At 66.1% G+C, this 26769-nt stretch carries 15 protein-coding genes; 5 read left to right on the top strand and 10 right to left on the bottom strand.

All coding sequences use genetic code 11. The features are described from left to right. Positions 1-9: 9 nt before the first annotated feature. The gene (locus F0U60_RS09015) at positions 10-1641 is read right to left on the bottom strand and encodes a M28 family metallopeptidase (protein ID WP_395816667.1); all 1632 of its coding nucleotides are present in this window, start codon (positions 1639-1641) and stop codon (positions 10-12) included. 616 nt (positions 1642-2257) lie between these two features. Between F0U60_RS09015 and F0U60_RS09010 the strand changes: the two genes are divergently transcribed. Both F0U60_RS09010 and F0U60_RS09005 read left to right on the top strand, forming a co-directional pair. After that, positions 2258-5773, top strand: a complete 3516-nt coding sequence (locus F0U60_RS09010; RefSeq protein WP_395816664.1) for a CARDB domain-containing protein — start codon at positions 2258-2260, stop codon at positions 5771-5773. Positions 5774-5966: 193 nt separating this feature from the next. After that, positions 5967-7235 (top strand): ABC transporter substrate-binding protein, encoded by a 1269-nt coding sequence (locus tag F0U60_RS09005; protein ID WP_395816661.1) that lies wholly within the window; start codon positions 5967-5969, stop codon positions 7233-7235. A 176-nt stretch (positions 7236-7411) separates the two neighbouring features. Here the strand turns inward: F0U60_RS09005 and F0U60_RS09000 are convergent, their stop codons facing one another. From F0U60_RS09000 to F0U60_RS08985, 4 genes are all read right to left on the bottom strand, one after another. Further along, complete coding sequence (locus tag F0U60_RS09000; RefSeq protein ID WP_395816658.1) at positions 7412-9808, bottom strand: glycoside hydrolase family 31 protein; 2397 nt, start codon at positions 9806-9808, stop codon at positions 7412-7414. A gap of 216 nt (positions 9809-10024) precedes the next feature. Then, on the bottom strand, positions 10025-10363 hold the full coding sequence (locus F0U60_RS08995; protein WP_395816656.1) for a hypothetical protein: 339 nt from the start codon (positions 10361-10363) through the stop codon (positions 10025-10027). A gap of 64 nt (positions 10364-10427) precedes the next feature. Further along, complete coding sequence (locus F0U60_RS08990) at positions 10428-10649, bottom strand: hypothetical protein (RefSeq protein ID WP_395816653.1); 222 nt, start codon at positions 10647-10649, stop codon at positions 10428-10430. Continuing rightward, positions 10630-12435 carry a sigma 54-interacting transcriptional regulator gene (locus F0U60_RS08985; RefSeq protein WP_395816650.1) on the bottom strand — a complete coding sequence of 602 codons (1806 nt, stop codon included), beginning with the start codon at positions 12433-12435 and terminating at the stop codon, positions 10630-10632. The genes F0U60_RS08990 and F0U60_RS08985 overlap by 20 nt, the downstream gene beginning before the upstream one ends. A gap of 1289 nt (positions 12436-13724) precedes the next feature. Between F0U60_RS08985 and F0U60_RS08980 the strand changes: the two genes are divergently transcribed. Beyond that, on the top strand, positions 13725-14741 hold the full coding sequence (locus F0U60_RS08980) for an energy transducer TonB (RefSeq protein ID WP_395816648.1): 1017 nt from the start codon (positions 13725-13727) through the stop codon (positions 14739-14741). A 90-nt stretch (positions 14742-14831) separates the two neighbouring features. Beyond that, the gene (locus F0U60_RS08975) at positions 14832-15977 is read left to right on the top strand and encodes a S8 family peptidase (protein WP_395816646.1); all 1146 of its coding nucleotides are present in this window, start codon (positions 14832-14834) and stop codon (positions 15975-15977) included. Positions 15978-16004: 27 nt separating this feature from the next. On the opposite strand, the gene F0U60_RS08970 is transcribed toward F0U60_RS08975, so the two are convergent. From F0U60_RS08970 to F0U60_RS08950, 5 genes are read right to left on the bottom strand one after another with little or no spacing between them, the layout of a single operon-like run. Next, entirely contained in the window at positions 16005-17585 is a 1581-nt protein-coding gene (locus F0U60_RS08970) for a caspase family protein (RefSeq protein WP_395816643.1), read from the bottom strand. Then, a complete protein-coding gene (locus F0U60_RS08965) occupies positions 17582-18388 on the bottom strand; it encodes a hypothetical protein (RefSeq protein ID WP_395816640.1) in 807 nt (268 codons plus the stop codon). Before F0U60_RS08965 ends, F0U60_RS08970 begins: the two co-directional genes overlap by 4 nt. Further along, positions 18385-18885 (bottom strand): RNA polymerase sigma factor, encoded by a 501-nt coding sequence (locus F0U60_RS08960; RefSeq protein WP_395816637.1) that lies wholly within the window; start codon positions 18883-18885, stop codon positions 18385-18387. Before F0U60_RS08960 ends, F0U60_RS08965 begins: the two co-directional genes overlap by 4 nt. Positions 18886-18891: 6 nt before the next feature. Next, positions 18892-19587 (bottom strand): hypothetical protein, encoded by a 696-nt coding sequence (locus tag F0U60_RS08955; protein ID WP_395816634.1) that lies wholly within the window; start codon positions 19585-19587, stop codon positions 18892-18894. After that, positions 19584-21005, bottom strand: coding sequence for a matrixin family metalloprotease (locus F0U60_RS08950; protein ID WP_395816631.1), 1422 nt, complete (start codon positions 21003-21005; stop codon positions 19584-19586). Before F0U60_RS08950 ends, F0U60_RS08955 begins: the two co-directional genes overlap by 4 nt. A gap of 270 nt (positions 21006-21275) precedes the next feature. Here F0U60_RS08950 and F0U60_RS08945 point away from each other — a divergent pair, with 270 nt between their 5' ends. Beyond that, a complete protein-coding gene (locus F0U60_RS08945) occupies positions 21276-26684 on the top strand; it encodes an AAA family ATPase (protein WP_395816628.1) in 5409 nt (1802 codons plus the stop codon). Positions 26685-26769 lie beyond the last annotated feature (85 nt).

Genomic DNA, 26769 nt, shown 5'->3' with positions numbered 1-26769 from the left:
GCTCGAGGGCTACGGCCGCGAGCCTTCACCGCCCTGCTCCGCCGGCACGGCGAACCGGCGGAAGAAGCTGCTCTCGTTCCAACGCGGGCGCTCGGGGGCGTCCGCCACGGTGCGGGCAAGGTCGGCGAGCATCCGGACGAACTTCGCCGCGCCCTCCTTGTTCACCGGCTGGGAGAGGTCATCCGACGGCGCGTGGTAGTGCTCGCGGTACCACTGCTTCTGGAGCTGCTCCTCCTTCGAGCCCGGCTCGAAGCCGAACTTGAAGGCCATGGCCGGCACACCTTCACGAATGAAGGCGTACTGGTCGCTGCGCACGAAGCCCAGGCGATTGGGCTGCGGGTCCGGCTGCACCTGGATCCCATGGGCTCCCGCCACCTGCTTCAGCGTCTCGCCGAGGGTGGACTCCTCCTGGCCATAGGCCACCACGTGGGTGAAGGGCATGAGCGGCAGGAACATGTCCAGGTTGAGGTCCGCCACCAGCCCGCGCGCCGGCACAGTAGGACGGGCCGCGAAGTACTTCGCGCCCAGCAGGCCCTTCTCCTCGCCCGTCACCAGGGCGAAGAGCACCGAGCGCTTCGGCTTCGTCTCCGAGGCCTGGAGCGTCCGCGCCACCTCGAGCACCGCCGCTACGCCCGAGGCGTTGTCCATGGCGCCGTTGTAGATGCGATCCCCCTTCACCGGCGCCCCCACGCCCACATGGTCCAGGTGCGCGGAGAGGACCACGTACTCGCCCGCGAGCTGGGGATCGCTCCCCGGCAGCACGCCCACCACGTTGGAGGACTTCACCGGCGCAGTCTCAAAGGCAACCGTGGCCTTCAAGCGCGCGGGCAGCTCGAACTTCGGCAGCGGCTTGTCCGCGTTGGCCAGGTCAACCAGCGACTCGAAGGAGTGCGGCGAGCCCGCGAACAGCTTCTGGGCACGCGCCGTGTTGACGACGACGCTCACCTTCAATCCCTGGTCATCGTTGAGAGAGGCGTCGGCGAACATCATCGAGGGCAGCTTGCGAGCCCCCGCCACGCGCACCCAGGGGACCTCCACGAGCTTGGGGTTCTGCACGTAAACGAGGCCCACCGCCCCTGCCTTCTTCAGCGCCTTCACCCGCTCACTGGAGGAGCTGTGGTGGGCACGCAGCGTGCCGGAGATCTTCTCGGGCCCCCCATTGAGGACAACCGCGATCTTCCCCTGGAGGTCCACGCCCGCGAGGTCATCGTGCCCCGCCTCGGGGATGGAGAGCCCGTAGCCCACGAACACCATCTGCGCGTCGACCGTGCCCGACTCACCCATGCGGGAGGAGATGATGGCGTCCTCGCCCAGGACAAGCCGCGACTCCTTGCCGCCCCGCACCAGAGCCAGACGCGAGCGAGCCTCCACCAGCCGGCGCGACACCAGGGCCACCTCCTGGAGGTAGCTCTCACCAGCGCCCGGCTTCACCCCAGCGGCGGCGAGCTGCTCGGCCACGTAGGCCGCGGCCTTCTGGTAGCCCTCACTGCCCGTCTCACGCCCCTTCAGCGCATCACTGGCGAGGAACTCCACGTGCTTCCACCAGCTCGCTCCGTCCGGGGAGGGCGCCTCGGCGCGGGCGGCGGGCATGGACAGGAGGGCGAGCGCGGCGAACAGAGAGGCTCGAGAACGACAAGACATGAAGGACTCGCTTTCGACCCGGAGACGGCCGGGCCCTGAGGACAGAAATAGCGGGCCCCCCAACACCCCGCGGCACGGAACATTTCCGGCGCTCGCTCACTTGTCCGCTCCCGTCCTCGCACGGGCAGAGGAGTCCCAACGGACCTGGAGTCAGGGTCCGTCTCCCCAGGCGTCCGAAGGAACCAGATGGAGTGAACTGGGATGACCTCGAATCCCATTCCAACCCCAAACAGTGATTTCGCGAGCGCGGTCTGGGCCGGCAACCTCGGCAATGACATCATGAGTGTCTTTGGTCATGCGACACGCAAGCAGAGAAGCACCTCCCATCGGCTTCTCGGAGACCGCCAGGACAGGCCCTTTCCGCTTGGCATGAACAGCACCTGTTCACTTCTTCACGTCGACCCGGAGTCACCTCCCCCATTCGGGGGATACCTGAATTTCTCTTCTTGACGGTATTCACGGTCTTATGACAAACATCACGCTTTCAAGTTCATCCATCCCACCAGGCCCGACTGCCCCTCTGGGTAGCCGGGCTGTGTCCATTCAAGAGACACGTGACCCGATTGAGTCGTCACGCAGCTCTTGGCTCGAACCGCTTCATCACCAGGAGGCAGGAGTGAGAAACAGGAACACGCTGGTTTGGACCCGAGCACGAAGCGCCGCGCTGCTGGCGCTCCAGATGCTCCTCAGCGCCTGCGGGGCCCAGCCGTCCGCACCGACGGAAAACCCGGGCGTCGTGGCATCCGCGGTGGACCAGAACGTCGCGATTGGCAAGAGCATCACGGCCTCTTCGTATACGCAGGTCTACGTCGCGACGAACGCGAACGACGGCAACAGGAGCACCTACTGGGAAGGAGCGCCCAATGCCTATCCCAACACGCTGACGGTGAACCTCGGCGGCAACTACAACATCAGCTCGGTCGTGGTGCAGCTCAACCCAGACAGCATTTGGGGCACCCGAACCCAGAACTTCACGGTGCTGGGCCACAACGCGAGCACGAGCACCTTCTCCACCCTGGTGCCCGCGGCGACCTACACCTTCAACCCCGCGACCGGCAATCAGGTGACCATTCCCCTGACGGCCACCGTGAGCGAGCTCCGACTCCAGTTCGCCTCGAACAGTGGCGCCACGGGCGCGCAGGTCGCCGAGCTCCAAATCTTCGGGACGCCGAGCAATGGAACGGCGACCTATGCCCTGACGGTCAATGGCGGCACGGGAAGCGGCTCCTACGCGGCCGGCACGGTCGTGAACATCGCGGCCAACCCCCCATCCTCCGGTCAGGTCTTCAACTCCTGGACGGGCGGTGTCGCCTCGAGCTTCGGCAACATCTACGCGCCGTCGACCACGTACACCATGGGCTCGGCGGCGGCGACCATTACCGCCACCTACTCGGCGAGCACGGGTGGCAGCAAGTACGAGGCGGAGTCCGCGACCCTGAGCGGTGGCGCCGCGGTGACCACCAACCACGCCAACTATAGCGGCACGGGCTTCGTGGAGGGTTACTGGACCCAGGGGGCGAGCACCCGCTTCAACGTCTCCGTCGCGAGCGCCGGCTGGTATGACGTGAGCCTGCGCTACGGCAATGGCTTCGCGGATTCCAACATCTCCGTCTATGTGAATGGCACGCGCCTGGTGCAGAGCGCCCTGCCCACGACCGGAAACTGGGACACCTGGGCCAACAAGGCCGAGACCTTCTATCTGAACGCTGGCAGCAATCAGGTGGCCTACCAGTACGACGCCGGGGACGGCGCGAACATCAACCTGGACTTCATCACCGTCGCCCCCTCGACCGTGAAGAAGGCCGACCTGCTCGTGACTGACATCCAGTGGACCGCGGCCCACAATCCTCCGCAGGAGGGCGAGCCCATCACCCTCAAGGCAGTCGTCAAGAACAACGGCACCGCCGCGAGCCCGAGCGGCGTCCACAAGGTCTCCTTCCGCATCAACAACCAGGAGATCGCGGCCTCGACGTCCCCCACCACGACCTCCATCGCGGCTGGTGCGAGCGCGACCCTGACGGCGAATGCCGCCTGGTCCAGCGCCAACGGCACGTATGCCATCACAGCCCTCGTGGACCCGGACAACGCCATCGCCGAGCTCAATGACAGCAACAACAGCTACACCAAGAACATCACCGTGACGCAGCTCCCCGGTCCGGACCTGGTCGTCCGGAGCATCTCCTGGAGCCCGAACACGCCCGCGGCCGGCGCCGCGGTCAACTTCCTGGTCACAATCGCGAACCAGGGCCTCGATGCGACCGGGAGCGCCGCCGCGGTCAGGTTGGTCATTGATAGCACCACGACCCTCACCGGCGTCTCCGCCTCGGCCATCGCCGCGGGCGCAACCTCCGTCGTCTCCCTGAGCGGTACCTGGACGGCCACCAACGGCAACCACACCCTGGTCGCGACCGTTGACCCCGCCAACGCCATCTCCGAGGCCGTGGAGAGCAACAACACCACTGCCTCGAGCTTCTACGTTGGCCGCGGCGCCAACGTGCCGTGGATTGAGTACGAGGCCGAGAACGGGGCGACCAACGCGCAGGTCCAGGGACCCAGCCGCGCGCTCGGCACCATCCCGGGCGAGGCCTCGGGCCGCAAGGCGGTCGTGCTCAGCGCGACCGGTCACTACGTGCAGTGGACTACCACCGCGGCGGCCAACGCCATCGTCGTCCGCAACAGCATCCCCGACGCTCCTGGCGGCGGCGGCATCCAGGCGACGCTGAGCCTCTACGTCAACGGCAGCAAGCTGACCACCCTCACCCTCTCCTCCAAGGAGGCGTGGGTCTACGGGGGTGATGACACCCAGACCAACAACCCCTCGAACGGTGCCCCGCGGCGCATCTACGACGAGGCCAACAAGCTGCTGAGCACCACCATCCCCGCCGGCGCCACCGTCCGCCTGCAGAAGGACGCGGGCGACACCGCCGCGTACTACGCCATCGACTTCATCGACCTCGAGCTGGTCGGCCCTCCGATTGCCAAGCCGGCTGGCTACATCGACATCACCGAGTCCGGGCACAGCTGGGCGCCCGCCGTGCCCAATGATGGCATCTCCGACGACAACGCCATCAATCAGGCCATCTGGGCGGCCATGGCCGGGCAGTACAAGGGCGTCTACTTCCCGCCGGGAGTCTTCGACCAGACCAACAAGTATCAGGTGAAGGGCATCCCCATTCAGGGCGCGGGCATCTGGTACACCAAGCTCTACAATGCCAGCCTCGCGGAGGACCCGGGCTGGGGTCAGACGGGCTTCATCATCACTGGTGACGGCGCGCAGTTCCGGGACTTCGCCATCTTCGGCAACACCGACGGTCTGCGCACTCAGGGCGGCAAGGCCTGGGTGAACTCGGCCTTCAAGAACACCGTCATCGAGAACATGTGGATTGAGCACGTCCAGTGCGGCTACTGGGTCGGCGGTCCTTCCGAGTCCACGAACCTGCGCATCAGCAACGTGCGCTTCCGCAACACCGGCGCGGACGCCGTCAACCTCTGCAACGGCACCAAGGACAGCGTGGTTGAAAACTCTCACGCCCGGAACACGGGTGACGACGCGTTCGCCATCTGGTCCGCGACCGACCTCTATCCCTACCCGGCCACGAACAACGTCATCCGCAACTGCACCGCCCAAATCACCTGGCGCGCCGCGGGCTTCGCTATCTACGGCGGCCGCGGGAACCGGATTGAGAACAGCATTGCCTATGACACCCTGACCTATCCCGGCCTCACCGTCAGCTCCGAGTTCCAGCCCTACCCCATGGAGTCCGCGACGATCGACGGCCTGACGCTCGTGCGGACCGGTGGCACCTACTGGGGCGGACAGCAGTTCGGCTCCATCTGGCTGCGCGCCGACATGAACCCGACCAACGGCATCACCATCAAGAACGTCGACATCATCGACCCGACCTACCAGGGCATCAGCATCCAGAGTAACAACGGGGGCGTCTTCACCAACGTCGCCTTCCAGAACATCACCATCTCCAACCCCACGACCTACGGCATCCAGGTTCTGCCCACCGCCAAGGGAAGCGGCACCTTCACCAACGTGACGGTGAACAACGCCCCCAGCGGAAAGGCCGTCAACCAGAGCAATGGTGGCTTCACCATCGTGAACGGCGGCGGCAACAACTGGTAGGCTGAACCCTCCGGTTCTTCCGCTCGAGGCTGCCCATCCACAAGGTGGGCAGCCTCTTTCTTTTTGGCGTGATGACGCACGGCATCAACCCAGCGGCCACGGACCGGATGCCTGACACCGAATCTGTTGGAATTGACTCCAAAGTCAGGGATGCTGCCGTGCGTTGCACCCTACCCCCTAGGAGGCAAAACCAATGCGTCATGTGCTGATGGCGATGAGCGTCGCCACCACCCTGGTTGTCCCCACCCTGGCTGCCGCGGAGACGGTCGCTATCTCATGTGGCACCGTGGGCAAGGAGTTTGAGCTCTGCAAACAGGGCGCTGAGGCCTGGGCCAAGAAGAACGGCCATGAGATCAAGCTGGTCAGCGGCTCCACGGACGCCAGCGAGCAGCTCACGGTGATGCAGCAGCAGCTCGCCGCGGGGTCGACGGACGTCGACATCTACCGGGTGGACATCGTCTGGCCCGGCATCCTCGGCAACCACTTCATCGACTTGAAGCCATACATCCCCGAGGAGGTGGTGAAGCAACACTTCCCTGCCATCGTGCAGAACAACACGGTGGACGGAAAGCTCGTGGCGATGCCGTGGTTCACCGATGCCGGAGTTCTGTACTACCGCAAGGATCTCCTGGAGAAGCACGGCCAGAAGGTACCCACCACCTGGCAGGAATTGACCACGGTGGCCAAGGCGGTACAGGACGCCGAGCGCAAGGCAGGCAATACGAAGATGGTGGGCTACGTCTTCGAGGCCAAGGCGGCCGAGACCCTGACCTGCAACGCGTTGGAGTGGATTGACTCCTTCGGCGGCGGCAGCATCGTGGGAGAGGATGGCAAGGTCACCATCGACAACCCCAAGGCGGTGGAGGCGCTGAAGACGGCGGCCTCGTGGATCAACACCATCTCGCCGGCGGGAGTGCTCAACTACGAGGAGGAGGGCGCGCGCGGCGTCTTCCAGTCGGGCAACGCGGTGTTCATGCGCAACTGGCCCTATGCGTGGGCGCTGGCCAACGCGCCGGACAGCCCGGTGAAGGGCAAGGTGGCGGTGGTGGCCCTGCCCAAGGGCGGCGCGGACGGCAAGTCCACGGGTACGCTGGGCGGCTGGCAGCTCGCGGTGTCGAAGTACTCCAAGCACCCGGCCATCGCCGCGGACCTGGTGAAGTACCTCACGAGCGCCGAGGAGCAGAAGCGCCGCGCCATCCTCGGCTCCTTCAACCCCACCATCATGAGCCTCTACAAGGACGAGGAGGTGCTCAAGGCCAACCCGTTCTTCGGCACCCTGCTGGACACCTTCACGAACGCGGTGGCGCGGCCGGCGAAGGTGACGGGCAGCAAGTACAGCCGGGTGAGCTCTGAGTTCCGCAACGCCGTGCACGCGGTGCTGTCCGGGACGGGCAAGCCCGAGCAGAAGCTCAAGGAGCTGTCGCAGAAGCTCGGCCGCATGAACAAGCAGGGCAAGTGGTAGCAGGCAAGTAGCACCGCGCCCATTTCCCCTCTCCCTCCGGGAGAGGGACGGGGTGAGGGTAGCGGGTGAACCCGGGTTGAGCCCCCTGTCCACACCGGGGGCCACGGGTTGAAGAACGGGCTCGATTACCCTCACCCTGACCCTCTCCCAAAGGGAGAGGGAATATTATTATGGGATTAGAGTCGGACCTCTACCCGGCTCCACCCCGCCTCCACCTCCAGCAACAGCACGCCGTCCTCGAAGCGGTACTCCCGCGCGCCGAGCACCTCGCGCGGCGCGGACAGGGCGTACACGCACAGCGTCTCCGTCTCGCGAGCCAGGGGCAGCGCGCCCTCCGTGCGCCGCTCGAGCACGAAGCGATCTCCCGCCCACTCACCGTTCAGCTGGGTCACCCGCGACGCGCCGTAGCCGTCCCCTGCGTCCTCGTACAAGCGAGCCTCCACCCGAGGCGCCGCGTGGATGTGCCACGTGAGACGCGCCCAGTTGGCCGAGGTGGTGTGCAACGCGGGCTCGGTGAGGGCCAACGCGCCACCCGCTCGCAGCCACATGGGCACCGTGCCCAGCGGCGCCTCGGCGAGCACGTGCTGCCGTCCCTCGACGACCTCTCCCGACTGTCCGAAGTCAGAGAAAGGCAGCCATCTTCCCTCGGGCAGGTATGCATGCCGCCGCGTGCGGGCCTGGCGCACCACGGGGGCCACGAGCAAATCCTTGCCAAACAGGAACGCGTCGTCCATGCGCAGCGCCTCCGCGTCCCCCGGCGCGTACATGACGAGCGGGCGCAGCGCGGGCAGGCCCTCCTGCGCGGACTCGTGCATGAGGGTGTAGAGCGTGGGCAGCAGCCGGTAGCGCCGCTCGAGCCACTCGCGGGTGAGAGACAGGTAGGGCTCGCCGAAACGCCAGGGTTCCTGAAACCGGGTGCCCTTGGCGGAGTGGTTGCGCAACAGCGGGTAGAAGATGCCGACCTGCGTCCAGCGCACGAGCATCTCCCCGGACGCGTGCCCCATGAAGCCGGGCACGTCCGAGCCCGCGAAGGAGACGCCGGACAGCCCCAGGCCCAGCAGCATGGAGATGGACAGCTCCAGGTGCGACCAGTAGCTGGAGTTGTCGCCCGTCCACACCGCGGAATAGCGCTGGATGCCCGCGAAGCCCGCCCGCGTCAGGATGAAGGGTCGCCGCTCCGGTGCAATCTCACGCAGCCCCTCGTACGCCGCCTGAGCCATGCCGAGCGCGTAGACGTTGTGCACCTCCAGGTGGCGCTTGTCGCCATGCCGCGCGTCGTGCGGCAGCGTGGGCCCTTCCACCTTGCCCATGTCCACCGCGGGCGCCGAGATGATGGAGAAGGTCTCATGGCCGTTGATGAGACGGAAGCAGGCCGGCTCGTTCATGTCGTTCCAGACGCCGGCGATGCCCGCCTCCATGAGGCCCCGGTGCTGCTGGCCCCACCACTTGCGCACCGGCTCGCGCGTGAAGTCCGGGAAGGTGGCGGGCTTCGGCCAGACCTCGCCGAGCAGCACGTTGCCCCGGTCGTTGCGCACCAGGTAGTCCCCCGCGAGCGCCTCGTCGTAGACGGAATAGCCAGGCTCGGCCTTCACCCCGGGGTCGATGATGGTGACCAGCCGCACGCCGTGCGAGGCCGCCTCGCTCGCGAGCCCCGCCGGATTCGGGTAGCGCGTACGATCCCACGTCCAGACCTTGTAGCCCTCCATGTAGTCGATATCGAGGTACACGCAGTCCAGCGGGAGCTTCCGGGTCCGGTAGCCGCGAATGACGGAGCGGATTTCCTCCGCGTTCTCGTAGCCCCAGCGGGACTGCTGCGCACCCAGGCTCCACAGCGGCGGCAGCGGCGGGCGCCCGGTGAGGGCGGTGTAGCGCCGCACCACGTCCGCGGGCATCGGCCCGGCGAAGAGGTAGGTGTCCAGCTCGGGCCCGAAGGACTCCCACCGCACGCGCGAGCGGTCCTCGGACGCCACGTCCACCTCCATCCGCCACGACTCGTCGAGGAAGAAGCCCCAGGCGACCCCGTCCCGCAGACCGAGGCTGAAGGGAATGGACTGGTAGAGCGGATCCGTATCCGGGTGGTGCGGCACCACGTCCGTGTTCCAGAAGACGAAATGCATGCCGCGCTTGTCGAGCGCTCCCACCTTCTCGCCAAAGCCCAGCCAGGCCTCGTCCGGCGGGGAGTGCAGGGAGATCCTCGAGCGATAGCGCGTGACGGGATAGTCCGTCATCGCCTCACCGGAGAAGCCCTCGCACCGGGTGAGCTCCCGGCCGGACGCATCGCGCAGGCGCCAGGTGCCCTGGGCGAGCCGCACCTCGAGGGACACCTCCTCCGTGCTCACCACGGCGACCTGCCCCTCCTCCTCACGGCGGAAGGAGAGCGGCAGTTCCCGGTGCTCCACGACGGCCCAGGACTGCTTGGGCGGCAGCTCGCGAGGACCAAGCTCCCGGTGGCCGAGCGTCGGGAGGTGGCGCAGCCGGAGAACGCCCGGAAGGGGGCTACGGACCTCCAACGCAGTGCGCGTGCCCCAGAAGGTGATGCGGGTGGACTCGATGGAAATGTCGTCGAAGCTCATGGGGGGGTGGAGCCTATGCGCTCTGCCCCGCCAGGCGCGGCAATTCTTCTGCGACCCCCCTCGCCATTCAACCCAGCACGGAGGATTACACCGGCCTGAGAGCAGGAGGGGCGGATGGGGTCCTCCGTTCCTGCACAGGGAGGCCGGCACGAGAGGCCTGACCGGCCACCACGATTGAGTACCCCATCATGGTGGCCGGAAATAGCAGCATGCGCATCACCCACACAGAAGGTAGAGGTAATTCGACCGGCGTGCGTGACTGAGCCCCTCCCCTCCGGGGTTGATGTTCTCAACGAGGGTCAGGAAGTTGGTCTGCCGGGCATATGCAATCAACTCCCGCTCCATGCCCAGGGCGATCTCCGGCGAAAACGCCTCGTACAGAAGCACCATCTTATGCCACCCATCGTTCATGTGCTGTCCGTACCGGATTTCAGGGTGAGCCGTCGCTCCGATGTAGACCCTGCTCCAATGACTCATATAGCCGCAGAGCATATCCTTCAGGCGAGGCATGGCCTTTGCCGGAACGACATTCCTCAGAATCTTTTCCTCGAGCATCTAGCTATCCTCCACATACCTGGGCTTGGGGCCCAGGCATGCTCTTGATGGTTGGTTCATCTACCTACCTACCGCGCAGGTCCGACTCAGCCCCAGCGTGGGCCCCGATGGCGGCGCCGAGCGCCGCGAAGAGGGCAGCACCCGCCGGGCCTCCCAGCGCGGCCCCGATGACGGCTCCCACCATTCCGCCGAAACCACCGCCTCGCGCAGCTCCCTCGTGCTTCTTGGGCACTAGGCCGTAGCTCCCCTGACGACTCAATTGATACTCATTTCTCTTCCGCTGCATCTTGTTTCTCTCCTTTCGCAACATCATTGGGTTTGACATCGACAGACACCTGCTTTTCTTTTCGAGGAGCTCCGCCAGACCGCGTGCGGGCGCCGCTCTCGGCACGGCGCGCGCGAGTCAACTCGTCGCAAAGATCTTGCAGCCCATGCGCGCGAATAACCCTGGCGATGTAGCTCGAAGAGTTGATCTTGAGAAGAGCGCCGGCCGTACGCTTCACGCCCTTCGCGGCGCGCACCGCTCGTTCAACGACGGGACGATTGCGCGGATCCAGCCAATCCCGCGTCCCCTGAAGCTGGGCGAAGGACACGGGCCGTGGAGGTTGTACTGCCATGGCATTGACCGCAACGGGCTTGGGCGTCTCCGTGTTCTGACGTATCGCCTGAACCAGGTGGACGATCATCGGGACGACCTTCTTGAACTTCAGCGCCCACTCGAGCAGCTTGGATCGGTCATCCGGGTCGTCCGAGCCGAGCAACTGCATGAGTACCTGAATGCCCATGCCCACCAGGGGCGGTCCCTTGACGTCTTCCAACTCAACCCGCAGCCTGGCGTCGAGGGTGGAGATGATGTCGCTCGAGAAGTGGCTTGTGGAAAGGTGCTGGCGCAGCTCGGAGAGCAGGCTGACCGTGCGCAACTGGGCAAGCGCACCATCCAAAGCAGCTTGCGTCAACAGCACCGCACTCCCAGGCAACATGAAGGCCAGTTGGACGAACGCTCCCACCAGTTCGTCAACCTCCTCGTTATTGGCGATGGGAGGGGGTGACTTGAGGTGCTCCCCAAGGACGGCATCGAGTGATTCCGGGAAGGTGTCATGGTCTTTCGGGATATCGCTGTTGTTGAGCACCTGCGCTGTGAGGAGGATCTGCGAGGCGGTTCCAGTAGGGGGATAGGCCTCCTGCACCACGGCGTCAGGCAGATGGGAGATGCGAATGGGCGCCCCCCGCGAAGCAACGGCCGCGTAACGCATGGCATCGACCAACTCGGCCACGTTGCCCGGCCAGTCGTATCGAGTCATCAAGGTGCGCACGGGCTCCGTCGTCAGTCCGGAATGGCCCTCGTCCTTCAGGACCCGCTCCGCGATGAGGCAGATGTCGTCTGGCCGGTCACGCAGCGGAGGAAGCTCGATGTGACAGGCACTCAGGCGCTGGAGCAGGTCCGCTCGAAAGAGACCCTGGGTGACGGACTCGAGGAGGTTGGCGTTTGTCGCGGCAATGAACCGAGCATGGGTTCGCCGGACTTCCGTCTCTCCCACACGCCTGTACTCGCGCTCACGCAGCACGCGGAGCAACTTCGGCTGAACCTCGGGGGCGAGGTCTCCCACCTCATCGAGGAAGAGGGTTCCGTTCTCGGCCGCGGCGATCAGCCCCTCCCTGTCCCGAGAGGCCCCCGTAAAGGACCCCTTCAGGTGGCCGAACAGTTCGCTCTCGATGAGGCTTGCGGCAATGGCGGTGCAGTTGATCGGGCAGAGGGTCTTGCGGCCACTCATCGCATGGATGGCCTCCGCGAGCGCTCCCTTCCCCGTTCCCGTCTCACCCGTGATGAGGACGGACTCCTGACTGCGCGCATGGTCCATGGCGATCTGGAGCTGACAGAGCAGCTGGATGTCTTCAGTGATGAAGCGATCGAGGGCGGACTCCTTCTGCTTGTAGCGCAACAGCCACTGACGCAAACCCGCTTCGTCGACAGGAATTTCGACCCCTACGATGCCGCCCGGAAGCATGCTGATGCGGCAACGGTCATCTCCATCCCGGGCCCGGCGTTCCCACTCCGAAGCAAGCTCGCGCAACAGGTCCTCCAAGCCATGTGCCGAGGCTCTTGCCCTTCCAACGGATTCGAGCGGGGTCCCCGTCAGTAGAGCAAAGGAGGACAGCCCCTCATCAGACGGGTGAGGCAGTTGGAAAAGCTCGCGGAGTGCCAGAGCCCAGGCCCGCGACCATGCGCGGTACTGGTAGACGGGAAGGCGCGCCAGGAGCACCTCTTCGGGTAGGACTCGAATGTTCACGGACTTGCGTTTAGCGCGAACCGTGCCAAGAGCCCGAGCCCTGTGAAATCAAGCACTTATAATCTGACACTCCCAAGGGGGAGGCCTGAGCTCCCACCAGAGAGCGCTCCAGAGGCACCTCCAGAGCATGGTGTAAAGGAAGACTACCTCCACCCACATTCACCACACAATAGAGCCTCTTGACAGCAACTGTGGGCACAAGTAGCCTACAGATCATTCGATGCAGGAAGAGTCCCTTGCATCAAGCGGCAGTAAAGCGCGCCGATTTCCTCTTTCGGGGGTCGCGCTCAAACAAGTAACCGCCTAAAGGGACCGACACCGCTCGTAATCGGTGCCCTCCCCTCAAGACGTCTGTCAGTACTCCCGTTGTCTGCCTAAAACAGCAGTGCGGATCAGGAGAGGTGCCTCATGCGCAACGACAACAAGAAGAGCTGCCCACGTTGCAACCATTACGGCCCCATCGAGCAGGACTTCGGCTACCGAATCATGAACCGCCGCCACGTGCGCCCACAGTCGTGGTGCAGAGCATGCCGGAGCCGAGCGAAGCACCTCCTCGTGAGTCTGCCCCCCAAACAAACCATTTCCAGATAGTGATTCATCTCCAAGCCCCGGACATGGTTGTTGTCCATAGGCGGTAGCGAGCAAACACCAGCGGGTTGAGATGGTGCAGGTGTGGAAGTACGTGAACGCAAGCACTGGAGGAGAGATGCCAGGCAAGAACTGGAACTCGAAAACACGCGAATGGAGCGATGTTGTAAGACCCGAGACGAAGGAGAAAGCCGCGCGCGCCCATGAGATGCGCAACGCGGGTAACTCTATTGCCAAGATCGCCAAGACGCTTGGTGTGAGCAACTCGAGAGTCTACGAGCTACTGAGGACGTAGGAGCATTGCGACATCGCCATGCAGCCACGCTTCCCACGGTGGCCCCCGCGCCAGTGCTGCCTCGTCCACCTCTATAGGCCTCGCGGTGGAGGTGGACAATAGCAGTGTGCGGGAGAGCAGGTCTCGGGTAACGACGAGAGGTGGAAGACTCCTCACCTCTCGCACTGGTAGAATCGGGAGTGGGTCCTACATGCCTCGTTCCCCATCCTGGCCAGCCCTGCGCATCCTGGTGCCTTTGCTCCTCGGGGTGTGCACTCCGTCCACCGTGTATGCCGGGGAGACCTTCTGCGGGACGGGCTCCTCTGCTTACGAGGTACGAGAGCATCAGCGGGCGAAGAAGGAAATACGGGAGAAGGCGGAGTTCCTCTGCCGCCATCAGCTCCTTCCTTGGCCGGTGCTCTCGCGTCTCCCGAAGGGCGTTCCCCCCTCCGAGCTCATCCGGCAGGAGGACCTCGACTTCCTCCAACAACACCCATCCCAGGAGCCCCTCACGGAGCTCGACACCCACGGTCTCCATCGGGCGCTGGCCCACTTCGCCGAGTGCCGGGTCGAGGTGTGGCACCTGGGCGGACGGGCCATGGCCTCCATCCGGGAGAGCCGGCCTCGATGGGAAGATCCATCCCTGCTGACGCCCGAGGTGCTCTCCCCACAGACGCCAACGCGGCGCATGGCGGCCCTGGTGCGATGGACCTTGCGTCACCCCGACACCGTCACCCGCCAGCACGAGCTGGCATTCCAGCGCACCCCCGCGGGCTGGCGCGCCGCCTACCTGCTTCCAGAAGAGGAGGAGCGCCGCACGAACCCCATCGACTTGAGCCGCTGCCCCGCTCAGCGCGAGGGGGTGGCTGGCAGAGCCTTCGAGCAGGACATGACTCCACCCAGGCTGATTTCCGGCGCGATGCCTCCCTGGACGCGAGAGGCTGTCGAGGCGCGCATCCAGGGCCTCTTCACCGCCCGGTGCCGCCTCACCCGCGAGGGCGAGCCCCGGGAGTGCTGCGTGGTCAAACCTCTCCCCTTCATGGACGAAGTCATCCTTCGCGCCCTGTCGAAGATGCGCTTCACGCCCGTGGAACAGCAGGGCAAGCCCGTCGAGGTGGAGTATGACTTCAAGTTCCGGATGATGGCGGCTCGCATCCACCCCTGTGAATCGCCCGTACCGCCATACATTGAGCTCGCATTGCCGGCCGCCCCGAATACAAGACCTTGATCAGACATATGGGAATTCCCGTCTTGTCCTGTGATAAAAGGAAAGCCTACGCTGCCATCCGCATTCCACCCCTTGCGGAAGGAAGCCTCCATGCACGCTGTGCGTCATGTGTTGTTGCTGGGTTCCGTTCTCACCCTCGCTGCCTGCGGCGGCAGCGAGCCGGAGGTCGAGTCCGAGCCGCTGGGTCGGACCCAGGCCCCCTTGCACCAGGCCGCGCCGGACCGGCGCATCGAGGGGGCGTACATCATCAAGGTGAGGGATGGCGGGGAGGCCCGCTCCGTCGCGGCGGCGGCGGGTGTGTCGCCGCGGACTGTCTACGCCCTGCTCAATGGCTTCGCGGCAACGCTGGACGCGGACCAACTCCACGCCCTGCGGAGCCATCCCCAGGTGGAGTACGTGGAGGAGGACCAGCTCTTTGAGAAGGCCACCACCCAGACGCAGGCCCCCTGGGGTCTGGACCGTATGGACCAGCGTGGCCTGCCCCTGAACGGCACCTACAGCTACACCAGCACCGGTTCGTGCGCGAACGCGTACATCATCGACACGGGCATCAACGTCACACACACCCAGTTCGGAGGGCGTGCCTCCAACGCCTATGATGTGTTCGGCGGCACCGGCGCCGACTGCCAGGGTCACGGAACCTTCGTGGCGGGCATCGTGGGCGGTAGCACCTACGGCGTGGCCAAGGGCATCAAGCTGCGCGGTGTGCGCGTGCTGGACTGCGCCGGCTCTGGCAGCACCTCGGGGGTCCTCTCAGGCATCGACTGGGTGCGCAGCAACCACGTCAAGCCCGCCGTGGCCACCCTCAGCCTCTGCGGTGCCTACTCCACCGCGTTGAATAGCGCGGTGACCAACCTGGTCAACTCGGGCGTGTTCGTGGCCGTGCCCGCTTGCAACAACACCGCGGATGCCTGCAGCTACTCGCCCTCCAGCGCCACGGCCGCCACCACCGTCGGCTCCACCACCAACACCGACGCCCGTGCCGCGTACTCCAACTACGGAAGCTGCGTGGATATCTACGCGCCCGGCTCCAGCATCACCTCGGCCTGGTACACCACCGGCACCGCCACCACCACCATGAGTGGCACCTCCGTATCCGCTGGCTATGTGGCGGGCCTGGCTGCCCTCTACAAGTGCACCTACGGCGACGCGTCCCAGGCCACCATCGAGGCGTGGCTCAAGAGCCAGGGCACCACCCTCCCGTTCGGTAAGCTCATCTACCAGGGCGGGCTCTGACAGGTCTTCAGCTGGCCTGAGGCGTCCTCAGAGTGCCCAGTGCACGGACAGGTGCACCTGGGCCGAGGGCCGGACATCCGCCGAGCCGTCATGCCGGGGCGAGCGCGTGAGCCCGGCAGTGCCCTCCACCCCCAGCAGGAGCCGCTCCGACAGGGGATACGTCACGGAGGCGAAGGGGCCCACGCCCCAGATGAGGCCCCACCGTGGGGGTTCCTTGATGCCGAAGATACGTCCGGCCTGCTCTTCGTCCACCCGGGTGATGGATTGCCGCACCCAGGTACCCTGTCCCTCCGCCCCGAGGGTGAGCTCCACCGGTCCCGCGTGCAGCAGGAAACCCGCGCCCAGAGACAGCCGCAGCTCCGACTGCGAGAGGGAGAAGGTCTCGCGCTCCATCCGAGCCCGCGTGAAACCCAGCCGTGCGTGCGCCGCGACTTGGGACCCTCGGTGCCGCAGTCCCAGCTCGCCGAAGTGCTCCGGCGCCATGCCACGCACCGACCCCGTGGACAACGCGTAGCCGATGCTCACATCCCACGGACGCAACACCAGCGGCTCGCTTCCTCGAAGGCGGACGCCCTCAAGTGGAACACGAACGAAGTCGGCGCGCGTCACCACCCGCTCCGCCCGCTGGCCGAGCAGCACGTCCGTGGCCTCCGCGAACCGTCCCCGCGGAAGCACCACCCGGTAGCGACCGGGCCTCACCGCCAGGCGCGTGGACTCGCCCTTGTACTTGCGAATCTCCGCCACCAACTCCTGCCGGTGGTCCGCCACCCAGAGACTTCCCTCCACGTCCTCGCCGAGCACCAGGCTGGCCCCAAGACGCGCCGGGCGGGCCATCACCCACTCGCCCCAGCCGCTCAGGCGAATGTCGAAGCTCGGGTGCTGCGTCCCCGCACCGCTCAGCGAGGAACCCGCCAGCGTGTGACGCCAGGCATAGGCGTAGAGCTCGGCGAGGGAGATGGCGCCATCCCCGTCTCCATCCGCCAGGCCGCGCAGGGCCGAGAGCACATGGTGCGTGAAGAGCGAGCCATGCAGGGATGGCCACTCCTGGGCGGGCTCCCCCTCTGCGGCGGACATCAGCAGCACCGTCCCCTCCACCTGCGAGGGAACTTCAAGACGAACCGGCACCTCGTGGGAGACGGGCACGCCGCCCTTCGCCCGAGCGGGCACGGGCGTCCGGCATGCATCCACGATGGCGAGCCTCAGCGAGGCGGGCGTGGCCGCGAGCCACTCCTTCAACTCGGCCAGGGGCAACCGTGTCCCCTCGAGGTGCAGCGCCTCTGCGTCGGCATGAGAGGAGACATAGAACACCAGGGCACGCGGCCCATGAGGCTTTGAGCGAACCAACACCCGTTGTGCCTCGGCGAGCGCGCGACGGACCGCCGCTGCATCTCCCGCAGTCACCAGGAAGGCGTGCTCGGGAGAGACGCCTCCCACCTCCAGCAGCAGTTGGTGAAAGCGCCCGGCATCCGCCTCGGCGTACTCCAGGGGTGCATCCCCGCCGATCCCCACATTGCTGCCCACCACCACTGCCACCCGCAGCTCGTCCGCCGCTCCGGCAGCCCAGGCTCCGGAGCACAGCAGCAGCGCGGCCAGCGCGACCCACCTCACCGCGACCCCTTCCGATGGAAGCGCGCCACCGACTCACCCGGCAACCCAGAATCCTCGAAGCGCAGCCCACCGGCCTGCTCGAAGGCACGGCGCAGCGTCGCTTCGATGTCCCGCTCCTCCAGCGGCTCCGGGCTGAAGAGCAGCGTGATGCGCTCCTCGCCCCGCCAGTCATCCAGCACCACGCCACCCGGCAGCAGGTGCTCTCCCGGCGCGAGCGGCACACTGCGCGAGCCCTCCGTGGGGAAGTAGCGGGTGAAGTGCCCCGCGTCATCCTGGTTGGCGATGAAGACATAGCCCTTCTCCGGGACGACCACGCGGAAGCGCAGCGTGTCTCCGGGCAGCAAGGGCTCCCCTTCCGGCATGGGCATGGCGGGCTGGCCCTCGCGGCTGACGAGCACCTCCATTCGGACCGCGGGCGCTCCCTTGAGGTGGACGGGGAGCGAACCTCCGGGCTGCTCGTCCGGTCGCATCGCGCGGGGCAGCACCACCAGGAGAACCAACGCCAGGGCCACCGCCGCGGGGAGCGCCCCGAATGCCCACACGGGCCTCCTCCACCAGGAGACGCGGCGCTCCCGCTCCACGATGCGCGCCGCGAAGGCACGCGCCGGCCGAACCTGGAGGAAACGGGCCCGCTCCTCACGAAGGGCCGCCACTCGCGCCTGACAGGCGGCACAGACACGCACGTGCTCTCCCACGTCTGGAGCCTGCGCCTGCCCCTCGGGCACGAAGGCCAGCGTCTCGAGCGCCCGCGCCGAAGGATGGCCCGCCTCGCGGGAGGCTCGGAGGAACTCGAAGTCCGTCATCCTGTACCTCTCCTCGCCTTGCTTCCCGTCAGCAGCCGGGTGGCCACGGCTTTGAATTCCGCGAGCCGCTCCTTCACCGTCTTGCGCGAGCACCCGAGGCTCTCGGCCACCTCGTCCTGCGTGCACTCGTCCAGGTAGTAGAGGACCGCGGTGTCGCGCACGCGCTCCTTGCACGCCGCGAGCACCTGACCGAACAGGTGGAGTTGCTCGGACGGGTCCGGAGCGGCGGTCTCCTCGGGGAGCGAGCCCTTCACGTCCTCGGAGGGAACCTGGCGCGCACGCCGGCGCAACAGATCCAGGCAGTGCCGGTCCGCGATGCGGTAGAGCCAGGGCAGCGGCTCCTGACCTTGAAGCGTGTGGGCATAGCGCCAGGCGCGCAGGAACACCTCGTGCAACGCATCATCCGCCTCGGCCTCGGATTGAAGGAGGCGGACGCAGCGGCGGTGCACGGCATACCCGTACAGCGCATACCATTGCTCGAGCGTCGCCGCGTCCATCCCCACTCACGGGCACACGTGCCGCGAGGCCTCCAACGCCAGCGAAGTGGAGGCCGGGAGCGCAACAAATGCCGGAGCCCCGTTCTCAGGCCGCCGCCCCCCGAGGAGGCTGAACCCCCGAGGCAAATCATGCGGCCACTCCGCCCACGTCCCCGAGCGCTCACGTGGCAGGACACCGTCCACAAAGAGCACGGCCAGCCCGGAATCCAGTGAGGTGGCCACCACGCGCTCCGGCTTCATCCCGTCTAAGCCCAAGTCCAAAGCTCCATTGCGGTTGTCATCCTGGAAGAAGACGATCCACCCGAGCGACAAGCGGCCCTGCCCACCAAGAGGCTCCAGCGCGAGCTGGGCGGCCGGCACGGGAGTCGTGGACAGCGGCAATACGAAGCTCGAGGGAAAGTGCGGCTGGAAGGACATCGGCTGCAGGAGCGCGTCCTGCTCCGTCCCGCACGAGGCGCTCTCCGTCAACAACAGGGAGGAGAGGTGCTCCATGGCGGCGAGGTCCGGCGCCCACGCCAGGGTCATCGCCGTGGGGCTCCGTCCGTTGCCGAGCCGCGCGCCGAGCTCTCCCTCGAGAATGGCCACGGGCTCGACCGGATACGTCTCGTCCGCCAGTCCGTACTCTCCGCAGCCGCTCGCTCCCACCAATAGGGAGGCCAGCCACGAGGTGAGGCGCGACACGCGTGCGTGTGGAGGGCTCATCTGCCGTTTCGACTCCGGCGCCGCAGCGCCCACAGTGCCACCATTGAGAACATCAAGGGCCCACCGCCTCCGGTGGCCGCACTGCAACCCCAGGGCTCCTCGGGCTGCGCCTTTAGCTCGGGCTCCGCCGCCACACAGTCTACCGCAGGAGCCCCGGGAGGATAGATGGTGCACATGGCCTGTCGTGAGCCCTCGTCGATGACAGACAGCGAGTCCTCTCTCGAAGGATAGGTGGGGAACATCGTCGAGCGAGTGTCTGGCGAGTGGTCCAAACCCAGCGCGTGCCCAACTTCGTGCGTCACGACGCCCTGGAGGTCGAGGACATCGGCCTGGGAGAAGACAGCCACCGCATTGATCTCTATGTCCGCGTCGAGAATCTGTCCCGTGCGCCCCTTGTAGGTGGTCGTCGTCAGGGCCAGGGTTTCCGCCGAGTGCTGCCAGCAGTCCTCGCTTCCCGCGTCCCCTGGCTGCGAGCAGGTCCGGTCCCGCAGGAGGATGATGTTCTCGTTCGCGCCCTCGATGACGTAGCCCACCTGCCGCGAGGCCGTGGCAGGCCCATCAGAGATACGGAGGCTCGTACACCCCACGAGGATGTCATCCCAAGCCAGGAGCGCGCGGCCCACGGACTGCTGACGCGCCGCGCAGTCCGGCTCGCCGGGCATGCACTGCTGCTGGTGGAAGGTGAGCGAGCTGCCCCCCTGCCACCACAGGCAGTGTCCCTCGGGAGCGTTCTCGGTAGGAAACCCACGGGTGCGGACCGCGGGAGGTGGAGACGTTGGCTCATCGAGCGCGGGGAGCTGCATGGAGCGAGGAGCGGGAGGAGCCGCGTCGCGGCCCACCCCGAGCACCTGGGCTCGGAGTGCCTGGATGTCCATCGTCCGCGCCTCAGTGGGGACGGGCTGGAGCGACAACGGGTCCACCAACCGCAGCGCCTCGGGAAGCTCCGCACGGGCGAGCACCTTGCGGCCCTCTTGCGAGCGCTGGACATGGAACGCCCCTTGAGCCAAGCCCACGACGCGCAGTCCCTCCGTTCCGCGTGCAAGGAAGAGCACCACCTCTTCACCGGACACGAGCTCCGGCGCACCACTGATGTGCTGGCGGAGGTCTCCAACGGTGCCTCCCGGCAAGACGACGTGCACAGAGGAGCGCTCCGCCGAGCCCCGGAGCACCTCGTCCGCCGTGACTTCCACATCGGTAACGATGCGCCCCGTACCTTGGACCTGACGGCTGGTGGCACGCACCACCCGGCCATGGACTACGAGGTCCGAGCCGCGGGTCAAGGCAGGCACATCGAGCGCCATCAAGGTCGAGGCCCGCGCCACGGGTGGGAGCAGGCAGAGGACCAAGGCCCCAAACAGGTGAAGCGTCATGCAACGCAAGGGACCTGCCAGGCCCAAGCCGGTTCCGGGGTGTCTCATCGTGTTCCTCCTGGAGTGATTTCCGTCACATCGACCCCAGGACCGAGGAAGCAGGCAGAATTGGCACCCCCTTTTTTTCCTACCCAGGCGAATGGCCGAGCCCAGCCCCCATGGGAAGGGCGACGAGTTGCTGCGACGCACTGCCCACCCGCATGTGACGCGCCTCACAGCGGCCAGGCAGGTCTCGTGCGAGACTTTGCCGCGGAAAATGGGTCATGACACATTGCCCGACTGTCCAGCGAATGGGCGATAGCTGGTGAAGGAGAAGCAGTGGCACACCGGGCGGGGTACATCCTTCACCAGCAGCTCCATGCCAGCCATCGGTCGACGCTCTTCCGAGCCACCCGGCTCAGCGACCAGTGCCCGGTCATCCTCAAGCTGACCACCAGCGATTATCTCGACCGGCGCAGGACCCTTGAGCTCCGCCGCGAGTACGCCATCGCCCGCCGCGTCGAAGGCGAGGGGATCGTCCGGGTCCTGGGTCTGGAGGAGTTCCCTGACCGCGCGGCGCTCGTCCTGGAAGACTTCGGTGGCATCTCCCTGCGCCAGCTGCTGGACGAGCGCGGACCCCTGGACGTGAGCACCTTCCTCGACTTCGCCGTGCGCATCAGCACAGCGCTGGGGCACATCCACCACCACGGGGTCATCCACAAGGACATCAAACCCCAGAACATCATCGTCAACCCCGCCACCGGGGTGCTGAAGATCACCGACTTCTCCCTCGCGGTGGGACTGTCGCTGGAGGTCGTTCCCCCCGAGCTGCCCACACACCTGACGGGCACGCTGGCCTACATGGCGCCCGAGCAGACCGGACGCATGAACCGGGGCGTGGACTACCGCGCGGACTTCTACGCCTTAGGCGCCACCTTCTTTGAGCTGCTCACCGACCGCCGCGTCTTCACCACGAACGCACCGTTGGAGCTGCTCCACGCGCACGTGGCCCAGGCACCACGCTCACCGCGAGACCTCGTCCCCGACGTGCCGGAATGCCTCGCGGCCATCATCCTCAAGCTGCTGGCCAAGGCTCCGGAGGATCGCTACCAGAGCACCTGGGGGCTTATTGCCGACCTGAGGGAGTGCCAGCGTCAACTCCGCGAAGAGGGCACAGACCGGTCCTTCCCTCTGGGCACCGAGGATCATTCCCACCAGTTCCGCCCGCCACAGGGACTCTACGGACGCGACTCGGACATTGCCCTGCTCACCGGCACATATGCACGCGCCGCGACCGACCGCGGCCAGCTCCTGCTCATCTCCGGCCCGGCGGGTATTGGCAAGTCCTCGCTCGTCAACGAGCTGTACCGGGTGACGGCCATCAGCCGGGGGCTCGTGGCCTTCGGCAAGTGTGACCAGTTCCTGCGCAGCGAGCCCTTAGATGCCGTCCGTCAAGCCTTGCAGAACCTGGTGCGACAGACGCTCGACGAGGGAGATGCGGAGACGGTCCTCCTGCGCGAGCGCATCCGGGAGGAAATCGGGACGAACATCGCAGTCCTAGTTGAGGCCGTCCCCGAAACCCGCGCGCTGCTGGGCGACCAACTGACGCCTGCCCCGCTCCCCGCCTCCGAATCCAGGAACCGCCTCACCCTGGTACTCGCGCGAACCATCCAGACATTCGCGACTCCCGAGCGCCCGCTCGTCCTCTTCCTGGATGACCTGCAGTGGGCCGACAACACCACGCTCACGCTGCTCCAAACACTCGCCCGGGATCCCACCACCCGGCATCTCCTGATTGTCGGTGCCTACCGCGAAGCGGAGGTCTCCACGCTCCATCCACTCTCCCTCGTGCTCGACGAACTGCGCGCCGCCGGCACGCATTGGGAGCAAATCCATCTGGTGCCATTGAGCATCGAGGACGTCGCTCGGATGGTACACGAGGCCACCGCCGCGGATGCTGGACGCGAGCTGGAACTCGCCCGCTTCATCCACTCGAGAACAGGAGGGAACCCCTTCTCCGTCAAGGCGTTCCTCCGCTTCCTGCACGGGCAGGGCCTGCTCCGCTTCGACATGCGGAGCCACCAGTGGGAGTGGGACCTCGCCTGCATCGAAGCCCAAGATATCCCCGACGACATGGCCGCGCTGATGGCTGCCGATAGCCGCCGGCTGCCTCCGCAGACCCGCGCACTGCTCCAGCGCGCGGCGTGCCTGGGCGCGACATTTGGCTTCCGTGATCTCACGGTGGTCCACGGGACCACCGCCGGGGAGACGGCGCGAGCCCTCTGGACCGCCATCGAACGGAGGCTCGTGCTGCCACTCGGCAGGGATTATGTGCTGCTTGACCCCCAGGGCGGCATGACAGAGCCAACGGACCTGAATGTCTCCTTTCGCTTCGTGCACGACCGCGTCCGGCAGGTCGCCTATTCGCTCATTCCCGAGGACGAGCGCGCCGCGAGGCATCTGGAGGTGGGCCTGCGACTGTACGAGGATGCCCGCGCCACGAATACGCTCGACGAGCGGATGTTCGCCATCCTGCCGCACCTAGGCCACGCACCAGAGCGCATCAGTTCAGACACGCTGCGGCTGGAGTTGGCCGATCTCCACCTGGCGGCGGGACGCCGGGCGAAGAGTTCGGGTTCGTACCGCACCGCCTGCGAACTCTTCCGAACGGGCGATGTGCTCATCTCTTCAGCAGTACGGGAACAGGAGCACGAGCGAACCTTCGCGCTCCAGAAGGAGCTCACGGAGTCCCTCTATCTGGCGGGTGACATCGAGGCGGCAACTTCCGGCTTCTCCACCCTACTCGCCCAAGCGCGCACCCCGGCCCAGCAAGCCAGCGTCCTCTGCCTGCAAGCCATCCTGAGCACCCTCGACTATCGGCACAACAAGTCGCTGGAATGCGGCTTCGACGGCCTACGCCTGCTCGGAATCGACATTCCTGCCTCGCCCGACGATGCCACCCTCGCCAAGGAACTGCAAACGGTAGAGGCCGCATTGGCGGGCCGTAACACCACGGAGCTGCTTGAGCTGCCCTCCATGAGCGATCCCACCGCACAGCTCACCTCCGAACTGCTGGGCGCCATCATGATCGCCGCCTACTTCACCTCCCAGAAGCTCCTCATCCTCCTGACGCTCCGGCAGGTCCGGCTAAGCTTGGAGTATGGCAACAGCCGCTTCTCGCCCTATGGCTTCGCCGCCTATGGCTTCGTCGTATCGGCCATCCGCGACGACCCCGCCGCCGGCCGGCGGTTCAGCCTGCTCGCCATCGAGCTCGCCACGCGCGCCCACGACCCTCAGCAGCGTGCGCGCGCCCTCTACATCCATGCAGGCTACATCGAGCATTGGACATCAAGCGCACGCGCCAGCATCTCCCAGCTCGCCGAGGCCTACAAGCTCCTCCTAGAGAATGGGGATTGGCAGCACGTGGGACATTGCTTCACCTTCCTATCCTGGCGGTGCCTCGCCCTGGGAGAGCCGCTCCAGGCAATCCTCGCGGAGAATCAGAAGTTCATCGATCTGCTCGGAGTCGGGAAGGATTCCGTCAACCTCCACCTCCTCCGGTTCTTCCGGCAGACGTTGCAGCTGCTAACCGGGGCTCAGGACGTGCCGCGGCAGACCCCTGAGCTCACCCACTTCGGACCAGCAGCCAGGGCCTACGCCACGCAGGTGCTGCTCGAGCAGCATTATCTGTTCCGCCAACTCGAGCAGGCGATGGCTCAGGCAGAGGAGAATGCCACGCTGATACGCGCCATCCCTGGGGCATTCCTGCTGACCACGCACGCCTTCTATTACGCGCTGAGCGCAGCCGCAGTGTACCCGGGAGCCAGTGAGAGCCGAAAGCAGGAGTTGCTCGCGGTCATGGAGCAGCAGCGTGCATACCTGGAGAAGTGTGCCTGCCGAGCGCCGGAGAACTTCTCGCCTTATCACCTGCTGGTACGCGCGGAGCTCGCCCGTGTGAGGGAGCAACACATCGAGGCGCACATTCGGTACGAGGAAGCCATCGCCGCGGCACGCGCCAGTGGCTTCACCAGCGTGGAGGCCATCGCCTGTGAACAGGCCTGCCGCTTCCAAGCAGACCTGAGCCGTCCACCCCTGGCCGCAGCCTACCTGGTGGAAGCCCTCAACGCGTACGAGCGGTGGGGGGCGACGGGCAAGGTCCATCTCCTCGCCACCGAGCATGCACACCTCCTGCATTCCTACAGCAGCACCCTCGGTGCCTTGGATTACAAGCTCCAGCGTGCCGGCTCCCCGGCGGCTCGATCCATGGGTGGCGAGTATCCACAGCACCACTCCACCCCCGACCTGTCCAGCACCGAGTCGCTCAACGAGGCGCTCGACGTGTCCTCGATGATGAAGGCCTCCCAGGCCATCTCCAGCGAGCTGCACTTCCCACAGCTCGCCGCCAACCTCATCGACATCCTGATGGAGAGCACGGGAGCCCAGCGCGGCGTGCTGGTGCTCCAGCGGGAGGAGGACTTCTTCATCGAGGCCTCCGGCGAGGTAGGCAGTGGCAGCAGTCCCCTCGTTCCCGCGCAGCGCCTGGTCCACAGCGACGCGCTCTGCCAGAGCATCGCCGAGTTCGTGCTGCACACCGGCAGCCCCCTCCTCATCGACGATGCCTCCGCCCAGGAGCCCTACCGCGACGAGCCTTGCATCATCCGGCGCAACGTCCGCTCGGTGCTCTGCGCCCCCATCCTCCACCGCAAGCAGGTCCTCGGCCTTTTCTACCTGGAGAACAACCTCATCGCGGGCGCCTTCAACGCCAACCGCCTCCGGGTCCTCAGCATGCTCTCGGCCCAGGCCGCCATCTCCCTGGAGAACGCCGGGCTCTACCGCAAGCTCGAGGAATCCAACCGCACCCTGGAGCACCGCGTCCAGGAACGCACGGAGCAGCTGCACCACAAGAACGCCGAGCTCCAGCGTGCACTGGAGAGCCTCAGGGCCATGCAGGCGCAGATCATCACCCAGGAGAAGCTCGCCTCCCTGGGCTCGCTCACCGCCGGCATCGCCCACGAGCTGAAGAATCCCCTGAACTTCGTGAAGAACTTCTCCGAGCTCTCGCTCGAGCTCTTGCCTGAGCTGAGCGAGGCGGTGCAGCGCGCCCAGGCCACTTCAAAACGAGAGGAGCTCGACACCCTGCTGAGCGAGCTCAAGCAGAACATCTCCAAGGTGCGCGAACACGAGCAACGTGCCAGCAGCATCATCAATGGAATGCTGCGGCACGCACGCAACAACCGAGGAGAGCCGCAACCCACCTCCATCAATCAGTTGGTGGAAGAGACCCTCCGGCTCGTTCAACAAGGGCTGCGCGCTCGGAGTCCTCCCCGTCACGTGACTGTCGACATTTCCCTCGATGAAGCCATGCCGCACCTCTGCCTGGTGCCCGAGGACTTCCGCCGCGTCGTCCTCAACCTCTTGGACAACGCCTGCTACGCAGCCCATGAGAAGGCTCGGCAGCCCGAGACGGTCGAGCCGCCTCGGCTGAAGGTGTCCACGCGCTGGACTGGGAGCGAGGTGGAGATCCGAGTGCGCGACAATGGCCCTGGCGTCCCCGCCTCGGTGCGCGACAAGCTCTTCACGCCCTTCTTCACCACCAAGCCCACGGGTGAGGGAACCGGGCTGGGCCTGTCGCTCAGCCACGACATCATCGTCGCACTCGGTGGAAAACTGAGGGTGGAGTCCGAGGAGGGACACTACGCGGAATTCACCATCCTGCTCCCAGGAGCGCTGGCGCGTCCTTCCGCGTGACTGTCGTGTTGTTGCAAAAAAAGAGTCGGGGAGGAGCCGCCCCCCAGCAGCTCCCCCCCGACGTGGTTCCCCAGGTACTACCCCC

The sequence above is a fragment of the Archangium minus genome (genome assembly GCF_044360475.1).
Classification (GTDB): domain Bacteria; phylum Myxococcota; class Myxococcia; order Myxococcales; family Myxococcaceae; genus Archangium; species Archangium minus.
Note: the sequence above shows the minus strand (reverse complement) of the source record. Positions and strands in the feature narration are given on the sequence as shown.

What these genes read in the sequence shown, in the direction of transcription:
- F0U60_RS08990 (WP_395816653.1), bottom strand. Translation starts at nt 10,649, where the DNA reads ATGCAGCGGAAGAGAAATGAGTATCAATTGAGTCGTCAGGGGAGCTAC.
- F0U60_RS08965 (WP_395816640.1), bottom strand. Translation starts at nt 18,388, where the DNA reads ATGACGGACTTCGAGTTCCTCCGAGCCTCCCGCGAGGCGGGCCATCCT.
- F0U60_RS09005 (WP_395816661.1), top strand. Translation starts at nt 5,967, where the DNA reads ATGCGTCATGTGCTGATGGCGATGAGCGTCGCCACCACCCTGGTTGTC.
- F0U60_RS09015 (WP_395816667.1), bottom strand. Translation starts at nt 1,641, where the DNA reads ATGTCTTGTCGTTCTCGAGCCTCTCTGTTCGCCGCGCTCGCCCTCCTG.
- F0U60_RS09000 (WP_395816658.1), bottom strand. Translation starts at nt 9,808, where the DNA reads ATGAGCTTCGACGACATTTCCATCGAGTCCACCCGCATCACCTTCTGG.
- F0U60_RS08960 (WP_395816637.1), bottom strand. Translation starts at nt 18,885, where the DNA reads ATGGACGCGGCGACGCTCGAGCAATGGTATGCGCTGTACGGGTATGCC.
- F0U60_RS08975 (WP_395816646.1), top strand. Translation starts at nt 14,832, where the DNA reads ATGCACGCTGTGCGTCATGTGTTGTTGCTGGGTTCCGTTCTCACCCTC.
- F0U60_RS08950 (WP_395816631.1), bottom strand. Translation starts at nt 21,005, where the DNA reads ATGAGACACCCCGGAACCGGCTTGGGCCTGGCAGGTCCCTTGCGTTGC.
- F0U60_RS08980 (WP_395816648.1), top strand. Translation starts at nt 13,725, where the DNA reads ATGCCTCGTTCCCCATCCTGGCCAGCCCTGCGCATCCTGGTGCCTTTG.
- F0U60_RS08995 (WP_395816656.1), bottom strand. Translation starts at nt 10,363, where the DNA reads ATGCTCGAGGAAAAGATTCTGAGGAATGTCGTTCCGGCAAAGGCCATG.
- F0U60_RS08955 (WP_395816634.1), bottom strand. Translation starts at nt 19,587, where the DNA reads ATGAGCCCTCCACACGCACGCGTGTCGCGCCTCACCTCGTGGCTGGCC.